Origin of the sequence: Ilumatobacter sp., from assembly GCF_046290335.1 — a bacterium.
GTDB lineage: Bacteria > Actinomycetota > Acidimicrobiia > Acidimicrobiales > Ilumatobacteraceae > Ilumatobacter_A.
The window spans coordinates 79,954-96,032 of record NZ_JBKAGH010000005.1 but is presented as its reverse complement, the minus strand read 5'-3'; the positions used below and the strand labels follow the sequence as shown (position 1 = coordinate 96,032).

11 protein-coding genes are annotated in these 16,079 nt (G+C 67.4%); 7 read left to right on the top strand and 4 right to left on the bottom strand.

Annotated features, from left to right (window positions below):
• The first annotated feature begins 27 nt into the window (after positions 1 to 27).
• The 4 genes from ACE37B_RS18270 to ACE37B_RS18255 all read left to right on the top strand — a co-directional run bounded on the left by ACE37B_RS18270 (position 28) and on the right by ACE37B_RS18255 (position 4,153).
• Positions 28 to 1,182 carry a DUF2855 family protein gene (locus ACE37B_RS18270; protein ID WP_409924771.1) on the top strand — a complete coding sequence of 385 codons (1,155 nt, stop codon included), beginning with the start codon at positions 28 to 30 and terminating at the stop codon, positions 1,180 to 1,182.
• On the top strand, positions 1,179 to 2,438 hold the full coding sequence (locus ACE37B_RS18265; protein ID WP_409924770.1) for a class I SAM-dependent rRNA methyltransferase: 1,260 nt from the start codon (positions 1,179 to 1,181) through the stop codon (positions 2,436 to 2,438). The genes ACE37B_RS18270 and ACE37B_RS18265 overlap by 4 nt, the downstream gene beginning before the upstream one ends.
• A 58-nt stretch (positions 2,439 to 2,496) precedes the next feature.
• A complete protein-coding gene (locus tag ACE37B_RS18260) occupies positions 2,497 to 3,366 on the top strand; it encodes an alpha/beta fold hydrolase (RefSeq protein ID WP_409924769.1) in 870 nt (289 codons plus the stop codon).
• Positions 3,367 to 3,469: 103 nt separating this feature from the next.
• Complete coding sequence (locus ACE37B_RS18255) at positions 3,470 to 4,153, top strand: hypothetical protein (RefSeq protein ID WP_409924768.1); 684 nt, start codon at positions 3,470 to 3,472, stop codon at positions 4,151 to 4,153.
• Here the strand turns inward: ACE37B_RS18255 and ACE37B_RS18250 are convergent.
• Positions 4,108 to 5,574, bottom strand: a complete 1,467-nt coding sequence (locus ACE37B_RS18250; protein ID WP_409924767.1) for a DUF2207 family protein — start codon at positions 5,572 to 5,574, stop codon at positions 4,108 to 4,110. The two genes, ACE37B_RS18255 and ACE37B_RS18250, sit on opposite strands and share 46 nt — an antisense overlap.
• Before the next feature lie 15 nt (positions 5,575 to 5,589).
• Positions 5,590 to 6,666 carry a mechanosensitive ion channel family protein gene (locus ACE37B_RS18245; RefSeq protein ID WP_409924766.1) on the bottom strand — a complete coding sequence of 359 codons (1,077 nt, stop codon included), beginning with the start codon at positions 6,664 to 6,666 and terminating at the stop codon, positions 5,590 to 5,592.
• Positions 6,667 to 6,813: 147 nt separating this feature from the next.
• Here ACE37B_RS18245 and ACE37B_RS18240 point away from each other — a divergent pair, with 147 nt between their 5' ends.
• From ACE37B_RS18240 to ACE37B_RS18230, 3 genes are all read left to right on the top strand, one after another.
• Entirely contained in the window at positions 6,814 to 8,976 is a 2,163-nt protein-coding gene (locus ACE37B_RS18240; RefSeq protein WP_409924765.1) for a right-handed parallel beta-helix repeat-containing protein, read from the top strand.
• 161 nt (positions 8,977 to 9,137) lie between these two features.
• Positions 9,138 to 10,457 carry a UDP-glucose dehydrogenase family protein gene (locus ACE37B_RS18235; protein ID WP_409924764.1) on the top strand — a complete coding sequence of 440 codons (1,320 nt, stop codon included), beginning with the start codon at positions 9,138 to 9,140 and terminating at the stop codon, positions 10,455 to 10,457.
• A complete protein-coding gene (locus tag ACE37B_RS18230) occupies positions 10,457 to 11,392 on the top strand; it encodes a UDP-glucuronic acid decarboxylase family protein (RefSeq protein ID WP_409924763.1) in 936 nt (311 codons plus the stop codon). Before ACE37B_RS18235 ends, ACE37B_RS18230 begins: the two co-directional genes overlap by 1 nt.
• Positions 11,393 to 11,585: 193 nt before the next feature.
• On the opposite strand, the gene ACE37B_RS18225 is transcribed toward ACE37B_RS18230, so the two are convergent.
• The gene (locus tag ACE37B_RS18225) at positions 11,586 to 14,438 is read right to left on the bottom strand and encodes an O-antigen ligase family protein (RefSeq protein ID WP_409924762.1); all 2,853 of its coding nucleotides are present in this window, start codon (positions 14,436 to 14,438) and stop codon (positions 11,586 to 11,588) included.
• Positions 14,428 to 15,930, bottom strand: a complete 1,503-nt coding sequence (locus tag ACE37B_RS18220; RefSeq protein ID WP_409924761.1) for a hypothetical protein — start codon at positions 15,928 to 15,930, stop codon at positions 14,428 to 14,430. The genes ACE37B_RS18225 and ACE37B_RS18220 overlap by 11 nt, the downstream gene beginning before the upstream one ends.
• Positions 15,931 to 16,079: the final 149 nt, after the last annotated feature.

Here is a 16,079-nt window from a genome sequence, read left to right as displayed (position 1 = left end):
GGCCCGGGGATCGGGCATGCTTGCGAGATGACTGCGCAGCATCAGACGCTCGAGGTTCGACGCGACGAGATCGGCACGACCCGGCTCCTCGTCGAGGACGTCGAGTTGAAGGATGGCCAGGTGCGCTTCCGAGTCGATCGGTTCGCCATCACCGCCAACAACATCACCTACGCCGTGTTCGGCGACATGCTCGGCTACTGGGACTTCTTCCCGTCGTCGCAGCCCGACGCCGACGACGGCCGCCCCGGTTGGGGCCGCGTCCCGGCGATGGGCTGGGCAGAGGTCGTCGAGTCGCGACACGACGAGATCGCGGTCGGGCGCCGCTTCTACGGTTGGTATCCGATGGCGTCGCACGTCGTGTTCACGCCGACCACCACCCGCGAAGGATTCCGCGACGACGGCCCGCATCGGCAAGCGCACGCACCGGTGTACCGCGCCTACGTCGACGTCGAATCCGACGGCATGTACGACGAGGCACCCGATGGCGAAGACCGCCACGCTGTGCTGCGCGGCCTGTTCCTGACCGGTTTGCTCGCGGAGGAGTTCTTCGCCGATGGCGGCGGAAGCGGAGCGGAGTACTTCGGGACGACGCGGGTGGTCGTGCTGTCCGCATCGTCCAAGACTGCGATCGGTTTCGCCCAACGTGCTGCGCTCCGCAAAGGCGTCGACGTCGTCGCTGTGACCTCGACGAGCAACCGCGAGTTCGTCGAGAATCTCGGCTTCTACGACCAGGTCGTGACCTACGACGAGATCGACGAGATTGCGACCGAAGGCGGCGCTGTGTCGATCGACATGGCCGGGAACCCGACCTCGCTCGCAGCGGTGCACCGAGCGTTCGGCGATCGCCTCGCCTACTCGATGACCGTCGGTCGCAGCCACCACGATGCTCCGGCCGCTGCGTCGAACGATCTCGATGGGCCGAGCCCGCAGTTGTTCTTCGCCCCGACCGAAGTCGGCCGTCGCCGAGAGCAATGGGGGACCGAGGCCTACGACGCTCTCTGCGCCTCGGCGCTCGACGAGTTCGTCGACGGAAGTCGGTCATGGCTGCGCATCGACCATCGGTTCGGCGCCGACGCCGTCGAGGCAGCGTGGCGCGAGGTGTTCGACGGTGCCGTCGAACCGGCGGTCGGTGTCGTCGCAGCGTTCGAGAGTTTCGACGAGACCACCGGGTCGTCGTCGTGAGCGGGCTCGACGCGCTCCCGTCGACGAGCGACCAGCGGGTCGCGGTGCGGATCACGCCCGACGCACTGCGCCGCGTCAGAGCGGGGCATCCGTGGGTGTACGACCGTTCGATCGAGTCGACCAATCGTGAGGGAGCACCCGGCGATCTCGCCGTGGTGTTCGACAAGCAGCGAGAGTTCGCAGCGATCGGGCTCTGGGATCCGGCCTCGGCGATCCGACTGAAGATCCTGCACGCCGGACGTCCGGTCACGATCGACGCCGAGTGGTTCGCCACGACGATCGAGACCGCAGTGGCCGCTCGAGCTGCGCTCTGGGAAGGCGCGCCACGTCACCGGCTCGGCTATCGGGCGGTGAACGGCGAGAACGACGGACTCCCGGGCCTGATCGTCGACTGCTACGCCGACGTCGCCGTCATCAAGCTGTACAGCGACGCGTGGCTGCCCCACCTGCGCGATCTCGTGCCATCAGTGCAAGCAGCCACGCGTGCGGCGCATGTCGTGCTCCGCCTCGCTCGATCGATGGCGGATCGGCCGACGTTCGGTCTCGACGACGGCGACGTCATCGTTGGTGACCCGCCCGATCCGGTGCTGTTCCAGGAGGGGCGACTCACGTTCGAAGCCGACGTTCGTCGCGGGCAGAAGACCGGGCACTTCCTCGACCAGCGAGCCAACCGTCTCCAGGTCGGAAAGATGACCAAAGGCCGCTCGGTCCTCGACGTTTTCGCCTCGACCGGCGGGTTCAGCGTGCACGCGGCAGCAGGGGGAGCGACGTCGGTCCACGCGATCGATCAGTCCGCCCCGACGATCGCCGTCGCGAAGCGCAACATGTCGTACAACCATGACCTCGACACGGTCGCCGCGTGCGAGTTCACGACGCAGTGTGCGGATGCCTTCGATGCGCTCGGGCACCTGGGTCGTTCCGCTCGGCGCTTCGACATCGTGATCATCGATCCGCCGTCGTTCGCGCAGAAGGCGGCCACCGTCGGGCGGGCCAAGGCCGCGTACGCGAAGCTGACCAAGCTCGCGATGGGCGTCGTGGAACAGGGCGGAGTGTTGGTGCAGGCCTCGTGTTCGAGTCGGGTGACCAGCGACGACTTCTTCGACACGGTCACGGCTGCCGCCGTCGAGCACGGCGCCCGACTGACCGAGATCCGTCGTACCGGTCACGACATCGATCACCCGGTCAGCTTCCCCGAAGGCGCGTATCTCAAGGCGGGCTACTGGCGCGTCGACACAGGTCGCCGGGCTCGTCGCTGAGTCGGCCCCATGCGACGGCGTCAACGAAGTCGCCGAAGTCCTCGTAGTCTCCGTCGTCATGGCGCAGATCCAGGCGAACGGCATCACCCTCGAATACGAACAGCACGGCAGCGGTGATCCGCTGCTGTTGATCATGGGGCTCGGTGGGCAGCTGACCGATTGGCCGGCGGAGTTCATCGGTGAACTCGTTGCGGTCGGATTTCAGGTGACGACGTTCGACAACCGAGACATCGGTTTGAGCACCGAGTTCGAGTTCGAACCGCCCAAGCCGGTCCGAGCGGTCCTCGGCACGCTGGCGAAGCGGCCCCCGTCCACGGAGTACACGTTGGTCGACATGGCCGTCGACACCGCCGGTTTGATCGAGGGTCTCGGCCTCGGCGCCGTTCACGCCGTCGGGATGTCGATGGGCGGGATGATCGCCCAGCAGTTGACGATCGATCATGCCCACAAGGTCCGGTCGCTGACGTCGATCATGTCGAACCCGGGTGACGGCAAGTCCGGCCGCATCGCCGGCAAGGTCATGGTCAAGATGGCGCGAGCGCAGCGCCCGACCCGCGACACCGCAGCCGATCGCTCGGTGGAGAACTTCTTGCTGTGGAGCGGTCCGCATTTCGACCCGAACGAGCATCGAGCTCGTACCGCCGCGTCGGTCGCCCGCAGCTTCCGGCCGCTCAGCACCGAGCGCCAGACCGCCGCGATCATGGCCAGCCCGGACCGGACCCCGGGGCTCGCCAACGTGACCGCACCGACGTTGGTCGTGCACGGTCTCGTCGACAAGCTCGTCAAGCCGTCGGGCGGCATCGCCACGGCGGCGGCGGTTCCGAACTCGCGGCTCGTGATGTATCCCGACATGGGACACGATCTCCCTCGGCCGCGATGGGCCGAGATGGCCGACGCGATCCGACGCAACGCAAACCGCGCCGGCTGAACGCTCGCTGTACTTGCCTTCCGAACTCTCCTGCTGAACCCGCTCGCCGAACGAGCGTGCGCCGCGTCTCGCGTCGACGGCGAGGCCGCGATACCGTCGCGGCGTGGCACGTACGGCGATGCTCCATCGACGTCGGAAGATGACCTCGCGGCGTTCGTCGTGCGACGACGACGCGATCTGGCGGGGAGAGATCCCCGACGATCGAATCATCATGACCGACGCGGACCGAGCCGAGCTCCGGCGATCGCGCGAGGCCCGTCGCCGTACCTTGATCGACGTGTTCGGGGCCCCGGTGCCGCTGGTGGCCTCCGATGGTCCTGCACTCGTCCACGCTCGTCGCGGTGAGGGCACGCGCACGGGAGCGCCGCTCGACCAGCGCCGAAGCGCGGGCTGTCGCGAGGAGATCCAGGTGACGTTGCTCGCGCACCCGGCCGTCACCGCCGACGTCATCGAGGAGTTGAGACTCCTCGATGCGTCATCGCGACTCGTCGTCGACGTGTCCACGCTGCGGCGGATCGATCGTGAGATCACCTGGACCGCTCGCGTGCGCACGACGCCGTGGAGTCGACGTCCGGCTCGCTTGCGGCTCTACGGCTCGCCGTCGGCCAACATCACCGTCTTGACGCTGACGCCCATTCGCTCGCGCCGATGGGGCGTTCGTCTCTTCTTGCGTTCCGGGTTGCGATCGATGTTCGAGCTGCGAGACGCCGCCGAGCAAGCGATCGATCGGTCGAAGGTCGTTCAGTCGGGGAGTACGTGGCCGATGGGCGTCGCCTTGCGGACGTAGCCGAGGATCGGCGTGGCCCGCACCACGGCATCGACGTCTTCGGGCATCGCCGTTCGCTCGGTCGCTCTCCACGCGGTGACGACCTCGGAGCGGCCGTCGTCGATCGCGACGTACAGGCTGTAGCGGTCGCCTTCGATCCGTCGGATCACCGGGCGGGGGAGCGGCGAGATCTCAGCTGGGCGCCGAGTGCGGATGACGACGCCGGTGCGATCGACCGTGTTGAACATGTCGGCGGCACCGGCGAGCGCGGTCCACAGGCCGAACAGGATCGGGATCAGCGTGATCGCAGTGATCCCGGTCGCGACGTCGCCGATCAGCCAGTCCTGTTGTGAGAAGCGCTCGTACAGAGAGTCCCACGCTTGTTCGCGGGCGACATCGGAGAAGAACCGACGCAGCCGGAGCCCGATCAGGAACGCCGCCAAGCCGCCGCCCAACGCGACGGCCGGATGCAGGCCGTAGCCCGGCCGCCACGGATACCGGACTCGGACCAACCGGCCCGTTCCGCCGACCGAACTCCAGACGAGGTGATGGTCTTCGCGAGCGAGCGGGAGTTCGACCGCCGCTCCGTCGGCGAGACACAGCGCCGTGGCGTAGCCCAGGCGTCGGTCACCGATGTCGTTCGAACTGGGCGCCATCGGCCCGAGCCCAGCCTCGACGAGCTTGGTGCGCACGGCCAGCCAGCGTCCGGCCGCCGCCACGCCGGCGTCGGTGAGGGTGACCTCGCCTCGAACGATGCGCAGCACGATGCGGGCGACCAACACGACGAGCGCGACCAGGACCGAGAGCGCGACGAGGCGGCGTTCGAGCGAGTCGACGACTGCGACCTCGGGTTGGCCTCCGTCACGTCCGGCATTCCAGGCGAGCAAGGCAAAGAAGGCAACCGCGGCCGGGCCGGCGACGATGAGCGGTGTCCAGCGTCGGGTGAGGAGCCCGGCGCGGCGACCCTCCGCGTAGACGAGACGGCGGAACCGGGCCCACCACTGTCCGGAGATGTCCACAGCCAGATGCCGGGCGGGAATCGCCCGATCGGTCGTGAAGCGAGCGAGCGTGTGTTGCAACACCAGCCGTTCGTGCGGGAGCAGCGAGTCGCCGTCGAGCGCTGTCGCGGCGGGTCGCACTCGGCTGACCTCGTCGTCGTCTTCGGGCGGCAGGATCCGCAACCAGCCACGTGCCGCAAGGTCGATCATCGTCGCTCGCATACCCTCAGCGGTGAGCGTCGCGTCGTTGAGGAGCACGTTGACCACCGCGGGAGACTCGCTGCGCAGCGCACCCGACGAGCCGACCACCTCAGGTCGGCGGGGCGCGCTCAGGCGCTCGGCGAACCAGAACGCGGCGTAGGCGCCGAACGTGAGAATCACGGCGACGCCGAGCATCGCGCCGCCGGGCGTCGGCGCGAAGAAATCCCAACTCAAGCCGATCATCGAGGGCACATCATGTCACTCGCTCGGAGGATTTCGCATCCATATCGTTCGTTGCGGGAAGGGAATTTCGATCCCGGCCGCATCGAAGGAATGCTTGAACGCTTCGCGCAGGGCGCGTTGCAGCGCCCACTGGGCTCCGGGCGCCGTCTTCACCACCATGCGGAACGTGATGCCGTCGGCGCCGAGCATCTCGACGCCGAGCACCTGCGGTTCTTCCAGCACGTCGTCGGCCCATTCGGGCGCAGCGCACACCTCGAGCGCGGTGTCGAGCAGGAGTTGGCGCACCCGGTCGAGATCCGCGTCGTAGGCGACGTCGATGTCGATCAGCGCCGTCGACCAGAGCTGTGACTTGTTGCCGACCCGTACGATCTCACCGTTCGGGACGTGCCACACGGTGCCGTCGATGCCGCGCAAGACGGTCGTGCGGAGGGCGACGGCTTCCACGGTGCCGATCGCTTCGCCGAGATCGACGACGTCGCCGATCCCGTACTGGTCTTCGAGCAGCATGAACAGCCCGGTGATGCAGTCCTTCACGAGGCTCTGCGCGCCGAAGCCGAGCGCGACTCCGACGATGCCGGCCCCGGCGATGAACGGGCCCAGAGCGAGCCCGATCTCGCCGAGGACCAACACGATCGCGATCGACCAGATCAGCACGGTCACCGTGTTGCAGACGACGGCGCCGACGGAGGTCGCGCGCGATGCTCGGCGGGCGAGCACCCGCGGGTCGACCTGTTCGCCGACGAGGATCGGCGGGGCCTCGAACCCGAGGCGTTCGATGCTGCGTCGCGCCTGGTCACGGGTCGGCGCCATGAGCTTCTCGATCGTCCGCACCACGTAGCGGCGTGCGAATCTCGAGACCACCCAGGCTCCGAGCAGGATCAGCACGATCGTCAGCGGGCGGCCGACGAGCCAATCGGCGGCACCGGCGGCGGTCTCGTTGCCGTCGGTCCACTCCAGGACCCGTTCGCACAGCCAGTTCGGGGTCTCCCCGCAAGCGTCGAGCAGCGGGGCGTCGACGTCGTTGGTGCCGTCGGCCTGTCGTGCGAGCTGGAGGGCGACCGGCTGGGCGACGGAACTGATGGCTGTCAACACGACCCCGACGGTACCGAACGCCTTCGGGTGACGCAGGCCATACCCGACACGCGACGAGTGACGCGACCAGCGTGCATCGCCGCGGCTTGACGGAATCCAGCCGATTCCTTGCCGGAGTCTTGGGTCAAGACGACGTCAGCGTGACCGATGCACACGCGAGTGATCGAAGGTGGAGTGTCGAAGGGGACGCTTCCGGAACGGTCGCCGCTCGCCTCGATGCACCTCCCGACCTCACGCTTCTCCGCCCACGCGTCACTCGTCGACATGTCGATCGACGGTCGTCGTCGCCGGAGGGCTGTGCTCGCCGCGCTCGCGCTGCTGCTCGGGCTGGTCGTGGCTGAGTCGACGTCGGAGGTGGCCACTGCGTCTCGGATCTGGCATGTGTCTCCGGACGGCAGCGACCAGGCGACCGGGCAGGCAGGAGATCCGCTGGCGACGATCGGGCGCGCCGTACAACTCGCGCACTCCGGTGACACGGTCTCGATCGGAGCCGGCCGATATCACGAATCGGTCCAGGTGTACCGCAAGGCGCTCCACCTGCGAGGAGCACCCGCCGCGGGAGCCGGTGGAGCCGATGAAGCCGATGGAGTGGTGCTCGACGGCGCCATTCCGGTCTCCGGCTGGGCCGCCTCGGAAGGCGCCTGGTTTGCTTCCTGGTCGACGGACTTCGAACGTGTCGAAGCGCCCTTCACCACGCCGGAACGGCCGGAGGCAGCGTGGCCGGAGATGTTCTTTCTTGATGGGGTCGCACTTCGTGAGGTCGCGGCACGCAGCGAGGTCGGACCGGGAACGTTCCATCACGATCGGGTCGCGGACCGCGTCTGGTTGGGTGACGATCCGACCGGCAGACTCGTCGAGGGCAGTGCGCTGAACTGGGGTCTGTATCTCAACGAGGCGCACGGTTCGAGCGTCGAGCACCTCACGGTTCGGCGCTACGCGACGCAGAACCGGAACATGGCGGCGGTGCGCGCCTACGCCGACGATCTGAGCGTTGCCAACGTCACGGTCGAGTCGAATGCACGCATCGGCCTGTCGGTGATGGGCGCTCGCGTTGCGGTCTCCGATGTGACCGCACACCGCAACGGCCATCTCGGCATCCACGGGCATCGGGGGACTGCGCTGGCGTTCGAGCGCGTCGTCGTGACGCAGAACAACGCGGAAGGCTTCGACCCGAAACACTCCGCGGGCGGGATGAAGATCACCGACACCGACGGCCTGACGGTCACGAGAGCCGTGGTGACCGACAACGCGGGTCCCGGAATCTGGACCGACCTGGACGTGATCGGTGCTGTCGTGCGTTCGAGCGTGGCGTCGCGCAATGGTCGTTCGGGTATCGAGATCGAGCTGTCGACCGACGTCGTCGTGATCGACAACGTTGCTGAAGACAACGGCGAAGCCGGGGTCTGGGTGCTCGAGAGCAGCGACGTGGAGGTCTGGCACAACAGCTTGTTCGGCAACGTCCGCGACGTCTATGTGCTCGACGGCGATCGTGCTGACCTGACCGACGTCGCCGTGATCAACAACCTGTTGGGCGGTGGACGGCCGGGCGCGCCGGCGCTACTCAACGTCGACGACTGGACAGAGCAGCGATCGGCCGAGCAGATGCGAGTGAAGGTCGACGCCAACCGGTACTGGATGTCGCCCACCTCGGCAACTCCGCTGGTCTCGCGTTGGGCGCGCTGGCCATACTCGCTGGCGTTGTCGCCAGATGTCGAGACCCACCGATCCGTCACCGGTGCGGGCCTCGACGACGTGGTCATCGCCGATGCCAACCCCTTCGTCCGGTCGTCATCCGACGCTCGCGTGATGCCAGGAGCGCCGCTCGGTCTGCCACTGACGGATCGAGTCACCGCGGCATCGGCACTGCTCGACACCGCCTACCCGGCCGGCGCGGTGACGCGGCCGGCCGATCTCGCCGACGACGGCGTGACCGTGACGACTCCGCCCGGCTCGACAGCCACTCCGCCACCCGGCTCGACCGTGCCTCCACCGACGACGACACCGACGACACCGACGACCACGCCGGGTTCCGGCGGTGGACAGGGCGGGATCGACACGCGCGCGGTGGCGACGCGTCCGGCGTCTGCCGAACGTGTGCAAACACGCGCCGAATCCGCGACGCCGACGGCGTCGCCATCCAACGGCGCTCGTGCAGCAGCGGACCAGCCGCCGGCTGCCACAACCGGAGCCGGAACCGCAACCGAAACCATGACCGCTGTCTCGCCTCGTCGTGGGGGATGGTCGGTCGTGGTGCAGAGCGTCGAAGCCGCGGTCGCGAGTGCGGCCGAACGCTCGGAACCGGTGAGCTGATCAGACCGCCTGCTCGTCAACGATTCCTCAAGATCGGTGCTCTCGGTGCCGATGAAATTGCGAGTGTCTCGGACGCCGATGACCGCTCACCAGATAGAACGACCGCCAGAGACCCGAAGGGGCCCGCAATGTCCACCGTCATCAGCCAAGGATTCACACCCATGCCAGACACCTCGATCCGATTGGGCGTAGTAGGAACAGGATACGTGGGCCTCACCACCGGTGCCTGTTTCGCCCACCTGGGGCACCACGTGGTGTGCGGCGACATCGACCCGCGCAAGGTCGACCTGCTCAATGCCGGACACATCCCGATCGTCGAGGACGGGCTCGAACAGCTCGTCAACGACTCGCGTTCGCTCGGCCGTCTCGAATTCGTGATGGGATCCGTGGCAGCCGCCCGCGATGCCGACATCGTGTTCCTCTGCGTTCCGACCCCACAAGGTGACGACGGATCCGCCGATCTGTCCTACATCCAACAGGCCGCACGCGAAATCGCTCCGGTTCTGAAGCCCGGTGCCGTGGTCGTGAACAAGTCGACCGTGCCGGTCGGCTCGACCCTGGCCGTCGAGAACGAACTCCAGCGTGACGACGTGTTCGTCGTGTCCAACCCCGAGTTCCTCCGAGAGGGCACGGCGGTCCGTGACTTCTTGCAACCCGATCGCGTCGTCATCGGCGCTGCAAATCGCGAAGCGGCCGAGAAGGTCGGTGCGCTCTACGACTCGATCGACACGCCGATCATCATCACCGACCCGGCATCAGCCGAGACGATCAAGTACGCCGCCAACGGGTTCCTCGCGATGAAGATCAGCTTCGTCAACGCCGTCGCAGCGATGTGCGAAGCGGTCGGCGCCGACGTGGCCGCGGTCGTCGACGGCATCGGATCCGACTCGCGTATCGGTTCGCAGTTCCTGCGGCCCGGACCGGGCTGGGGCGGATCGTGCTTCCCGAAGGACTCGCGAGCGCTCGTCAAGATCGCCGAAGAGCACGGGTACAACTTCTCGATGATGAAGGGCGTCATCGACGTCAACGACGAACAGCGGACGCGCATGGTCGACAAGGTCGCCAAAGCCGTCGGCCGGCATCATTCCAACCTCTCCGGTGTCACCGTGGGGGCGATGGGACTCACGTTCAAGGCTGGCACCGACGACCTGCGCGAATCACCGGCGATGGCGATCATCGCCCAGCTCCGCAAGGCGGGGGCGCACGTGCGCGCCTTCGATCCGACGACCTGCGGTGATCTGTCGCCGCACCAGGAAGCCACGCTGGCCGGCGTCGAGTTGAGCAGCGAACTCATCGACATCGCCGACGGGGCCGACGTGATCTGTGTGTTCACCGAATGGCCCGAGTTCGCCAAGCTCGACCTCGACCAGGTCGCCGAACGCGCGGGCGCCGGCATCACGATCGTCGACATGCGCAACCTGTTCGCTCCGAGCGACGTCAAGGCAGCGGGTCTCGGCTACGACGGCGTGGGCCGCCGCTGATGCACGTCGCGGTCGCCGGAGGGGCCGGCTTTCTGGGGTCGCACCTCTGCGACGCCCTGCTCGCGCGGGGCGACTCGGTCGTCTGCATCGACAACTTCGTGACCGGTAGCGCCGACAACATCGAGCATCTCGAGGGTCATGACCGCTTCGAGTTGATGAAGCACGACGTCACCGAGCCGATGGTCGTCGACGGTGTCGTCGATGCGGTCATGAACCTCGCCAGCCCGGCCTCGCCGAAGGACTACTACGAACTCCCGATCGAGACCCTCGACGTCGGCAGCATCGGCACGCGCAACCTGCTCGAACTGGCCCGGCACCACGACGCCCGCTTCTTCATGGCCTCGACGAGCGAGGTCTACGGCGACCCGTCGGTGCACCCGCAGACCGAGGACTACTGGGGCAACGTCAACCCGATCGGCCAGCGGAGCATGTACGACGAGGCGAAGCGCTTCTCGGAGGCGCTCACGTTCGCGTACCACCGAGCGCACGGTGTGCCGATCCGGGTCGTACGCATCTTCAACACGTACGGGCCGCGCATGCAGCCCGACGACGGACGCGTCGTGTCGAACTTCGTCACGCAGGCGTTGCGCGGCGAACCACTCACGATCTACGGCGACGGAACCCAGACGCGCAGTTTCTGCTACGTCGACGACGAGATTCGCGGGTTCCTCGCGCTGCTCGACAGCGACGAGACCGGACCGATCAACATCGGTAATCCGGGAGAGTTCACCATGCTCGAGCTCGCCGAGCTCGTGACCGAGATGACGGCCAACGAGGCTGGCATCGTGTTCGAACCGTTGCCGAGCGACGATCCGAAACAGCGCAAGCCCGACATCACGATCGCTCGCGATCGGCTTGGTTGGGAACCGACGGTCGATCTGCGAACCGGACTCGGTCACACCATCGAGTTCTTCCGCTCCGCGCTCGCGGGCTGAGCCGTTCGCCCCTGCTGACCCGCCCCGGCTATCACGCCTGTTCGGTCACGCCTGTTCGGTCACGCCTGTTCGGTCACGCCTGTTCGGTCACGCCTGTTCGGTCACGCTCTGCTGGCCTGATGGTGGAGCCCTTCACCTCGGTTGGCTTGACGGTGACGGGCGCCGGGCGTCGAGGTTTCGGCTCCTGACCGGATCAGATGATCTGGGCCGCATCGTCGCGGCGAGGGACCTCGCGCTGGTGCTGCCATGTGACGTCGACAGCCGGGGGTTCGATGGGCACGGACGCTCGTCGGATCGTCGAGATCCAGGCGACCATCAAGAACAGCCAGATCGCGCTGACGTTCACCCCGGCACCGAGGCCTTCGGTCGTCACGCTGTTGATCATGCTGGCGACGAACATGCCGAGAAGAATGCTGCGATCGGCACGAAGTGAGCCGCACGCTCCGGACATCGGCGTGTCCGAGCGAGACAGCGGACCGAGTCGCCCGATGCCCACGCCGACGGCGACCAAGAGCGCCGTCCACCAGACCAATCCGGCGAGGCCAGCATCGATCATCACGTTGATCAGAGCGTTGTGTGCGCCGCCGAGCCCGGTCTCGTCGAAGAACACACCTTTCGCCGAGGTGAAACCGAGCCCGTGCAGGGGTCGACTGACGAACGCGTCCCAGGCGAGCGTCCAGATCTCGGTGCGCCGGTTGAACGTGCCGATGCTCTCGACGGTCTCGCCACGCGTGAGGAACTCGATGATCACGGCTCCGAACGCCAGCAGGAACGCACCGGCGGCGACGAGACTGCCGAGCACCAACTGCGGCTTGGCCTTGTGGCCCGACATGATCCAGGCCATGACGGCGAGCGCGATGAACGCTCCACCGATCGAGCCGCGGGTCCGTGTCAGCAGCAAGAACACGATGTGCACGGCGAGCAACGCGCCGTAGGCCCACCTCGGCCATGGAAGCACGAGCCGGTTGTCTCGTCGGGCCATCGTCATCCAGAGCCCGAAAAGCATCGGCACCGACAGGGCGAGCATCGACCCGGCGCTCACGCTGTGGACGAACAACCAGGTGAAGCGACCCTCCTGCGCCCGCGTCGTGGGCGCAACGTAGGCGAGACCCGCAGCGATCGAGATCGTCAGCAACACGATCCACCCATGGACCAACTTGGTGATCTGACCGAGTCGACCGTCGGTCGCGACCACGTGGATCACCGCGCCGATGATCACGAGCTGGACGGCTCGCGCCAATGCCAACATCGGGAACGTCGAATAGAGCGCGCTCGCTGCGGTGGTCAGGATGTAGCCCCACATCACGACCGTGAGCGGTGTCAAGCGCGGTCTGGTCGGGGCCAGGCGGTACACGGCCCAGGCTCCGACGAGAGCGTAGACCCCGAGTTCGGCCGCGATCATGATGTCGATCGAGCCCCCCAACGCGTCGTCGATGGCTCGCCGGCGGAACTTGTACTCGGTCGCGACGATCAGCAACAGCGGGAGGAGCCAGAGGTACCGATCGATGTCGCGCACTCGACCGATGGTCGCGAAGGCGTGCGCGGCTGGGCGCCAGACGCGATCTGTCCGCTGCGGAACCGGCGTCGACGACCTGGCGGAAGCTGTCGGTGGTGACCAGCCGGCGGGAGCCGCCGATGTCACCGCCCCGACCGCCGGAGGCGGGAGCGGATCGGCACGTCGCGAAGCGACAGGCGTCCAGACGAACGCGGTCGAATCGTCGGGTGCCGGATCGAGTGGCGCATCGATCGATGCGACGGGGGAGATCTCGACGAGCGTCGCCGGCGCGTCGGGAGCAACGCTCGCGAGGCCAGGCGCAGCGAACACGGTGGCGGAACCGGCTTCGTCGGGGACTTCGGTGAGTCGACGCAGCAGGAGCACCGCGCCGATGAGCGTGCCGATTGCGAGGCCGAACGGGACGCCTTCGACCCAACCGACGACAGCGAACACCGTCGCAGCAGCGACGCCGACGGCGGCGTCGATCACGCGCACCCCGAACGCAGTGCGCGAGCGACCGCGAGCGACCATTGCGTTGCCGGCGGGCACCCCGGCTCCGAAGCCGACGGAGTAGGCCGTCCAGGCCAGAATCGCAGCGATGGTGATCGCGGCTGGCTCGTTGGTCAAGATCTCGGTGAGCGGTACCCGCAGCACGACGGCGAGTGCGCCGTACAGCGCAGCGATGCCCCCGACGGCGAGCATGGCCACCGGAACGGACGGGCGGAACCTCGTACCGGACTTCGCCTGTGCTGCGTACGTCGGCAGCAGATACACGCCGGCGCCGTTGACGACGGTGAGCACGGGAGCGAGGAGGAGGCGAGCGGCCTCGAGCTGGCCCAGGGCCTGGTAGGACGCAGCACCGACAACGATCACTCGCACGAGTGCCTGACTGCCGGGACGGAGCCCGATCTGGGCGGCCCGCCAGACGGCGAACGACGCCACCTCGCGCATCCGACTCGGACCGAGTATGCCTCGTGACAGCTCGACACGAGGCAACTGGACCACGCCCACACCGGTCGCGACGGTCGCTCCGGCGAGCAACGACACGATCAATGTCTCGAGGGTGAACGATCCGCCGGTGACGATGACGAACCCGACGAGACCGAATGATCCGACGGCAAAGGCCGCATCGTTGACCACGAGCTGCCAGAACTCGCGGCGGGCGATCAACAAGCGGCGCAAGGTCTCCTCGAACACCCAGGCCACCGACGCCAGTCCGAAGAGCAGCGCCGTGGTGGCGTCGACACCAGCGATGGGCAGCGACAGCACGCTCGACCCGACGAACACGAGCACCAAGATCGCGAGCTGCGACCGGACGAGCGCGCGGCGAATGCCGGGGTCGAAACGATCGAGCACCGTGAGGGAGTCACCGAGCCAGCCGCTCTGGACCGAGTTGATCGTGACCAGGATGCCGAAGAGCACGGCGAACGCGCCGAGGCCCTCCGTTCCCAACTCGCGTAGAGCGATCAGTTGGAGGACGAGGCTGGATCCGGCGACGATGCCTTGCGACAGAACTGCCGCGAGCGGGCGCGATCGCCGGTCAGCGGCCATTGTCTCCGCGGTGATCGAAGACCACACCGATCGTCGGCGTGCGCAGGACCTCCAAGCGCTGTCGCACGGTGTCGAGGTCGTGCGTCTCGGCTCCACTGTCGACGATGAGCACGACGCCATCGGCCGCGCTGGCCAACGCGGATCCGTCGGCTGCGGTCAGCAGCGGCGGAATGGAGACGAGCACGAGGTCGTAGCGGCTCTTGAATGACGCGAGTGTCTCCCGACCCTGATGGGACCGGAAGAGGCTGGACGGATCGTCGATCGGTCGACCACAGGTGACCAGATCGAGCACGGCAGCGCCGCCGACGCCGACCGAGCGGCGGACGTCGTCGAAACTGACGAGTCCGGCGAGCAGTTCGGTGAGCCCGCCGTTGGTCTGTTCGACACCGAACAGGCGACTGAGCCGACGGCCATCGGTGTCACCGTCGATGACGAGGACGCGGCGACCTTCGCGGGCGGATGCGGTGGCCATGCGGGCCACGGTCTCGGGTGCGTTCGCGCTCGGGCGAGCGGACCCCGCGAGCACGATGCCGCCGCTCGGATGGACCGCACCCAAGCTCGTTGCGAGGAGCTGGTATGCCGAACCGGGAGGCGTCGCTGCAGCGAATGCTTCGGCTGGGTTGGCCACGATCTCCCCGAGTAGCGGCGAGCGCAGCGTGAGCGTCGCGTCAGAACCCGACGTGACGACGGGTCGACGGCCAGCCCGGAACCAGGCCAGCGCCGCCATCGCGAACCCGGCGAAGAGCAGACCTGCGAGGCCGAACTGGACTGCTGGGATGATCCGCGAATCCTCTTCGACCTTCGGTGGCTCGACGAACTCGACGCCGCTCCCGAACAACGCCGCATTCGACCGGATCTCGCTGATTCGGAAATCGATCGACGCGATGGAGCTGGCCTGTGCGTCGCTGTCGGCGATCAACCGGTCGCGTTCCGCGAGCAGCGTGTTGATCTGCAGCTCGGCTCGCTCGTCGATGTCGGCAAGCGTGAGCGCGACGTACTGCGTGACGATCTCACCGCAGATGCGCAGCGCACGGTCGGGTTCGACCGCCGTGCAGTCGACTCGGACGTCGGCACTGGCCGTGGTCGACGCTTCGACCACGGCGTCCAGCGAGTCGAGGTCCTCGGATGGAATCGAAGGGTCGGCAGCGCGAAGCGTCTCGATCGACGACACCACGTTCGCGAGGACGTTGGCCGATTGCGCGAACTCGGCACGCTGGCGCGCGTATCGGCTGAGGTCGGCCGGATTGCTCGACGCGTCGCCTCGGAAGATCGAGGTGCCGCGTGGATCGGTGAGGTAGAGCGTCGTGGTGGCGGTCGACGTGCCACTCGTCGCGAGCGCGGCGAGGCCGGCGAGGACGCCGATCACGATCGTGATCGGAACCGTCCAGGCGCGAAAGCGCCAGAACGCCTCGACCGGACCGATGCCGGTCGGCCCGCCGGGCGCGCCGGTGGAGAATCCGGAGTTCGGAGACGTCGACACAGAAGAACTCATGGTGACATGTGATCGGTCGAAGCGGGGGACATCTTGAGTGTTCGTTGAGGATCGGAGAATCGGATGGCGGTGAACCACCCCGGGTCGACGGCGTGGACGGGGCCGAGCTGCAACGTACCGGTTTGCCAGGTCGTGCGGCTGGCGGACGA

Coding starts and splice junctions, on each gene's coding strand:
- ACE37B_RS18225 (WP_409924762.1), bottom strand. CDS start 14,438: ATGGCCGCTGACCGGCGATCGCGCCCGCTCGCGGCAGTTCTGTCGCAA.
- ACE37B_RS18230 (WP_409924763.1), top strand. CDS start 10,457: ATGCACGTCGCGGTCGCCGGAGGGGCCGGCTTTCTGGGGTCGCACCTC.
- ACE37B_RS18220 (WP_409924761.1), bottom strand. CDS start 15,930: ATGAGTTCTTCTGTGTCGACGTCTCCGAACTCCGGATTCTCCACCGGC.
- ACE37B_RS18250 (WP_409924767.1), bottom strand. CDS start 5,574: ATGATCGGCTTGAGTTGGGATTTCTTCGCGCCGACGCCCGGCGGCGCG.
- ACE37B_RS18235 (WP_409924764.1), top strand. CDS start 9,138: ATGCCAGACACCTCGATCCGATTGGGCGTAGTAGGAACAGGATACGTG.
- ACE37B_RS18260 (WP_409924769.1), top strand. CDS start 2,497: ATGGCGCAGATCCAGGCGAACGGCATCACCCTCGAATACGAACAGCAC.
- ACE37B_RS18270 (WP_409924771.1), top strand. CDS start 28: ATGACTGCGCAGCATCAGACGCTCGAGGTTCGACGCGACGAGATCGGC.
- ACE37B_RS18240 (WP_409924765.1), top strand. CDS start 6,814: ATGCACACGCGAGTGATCGAAGGTGGAGTGTCGAAGGGGACGCTTCCG.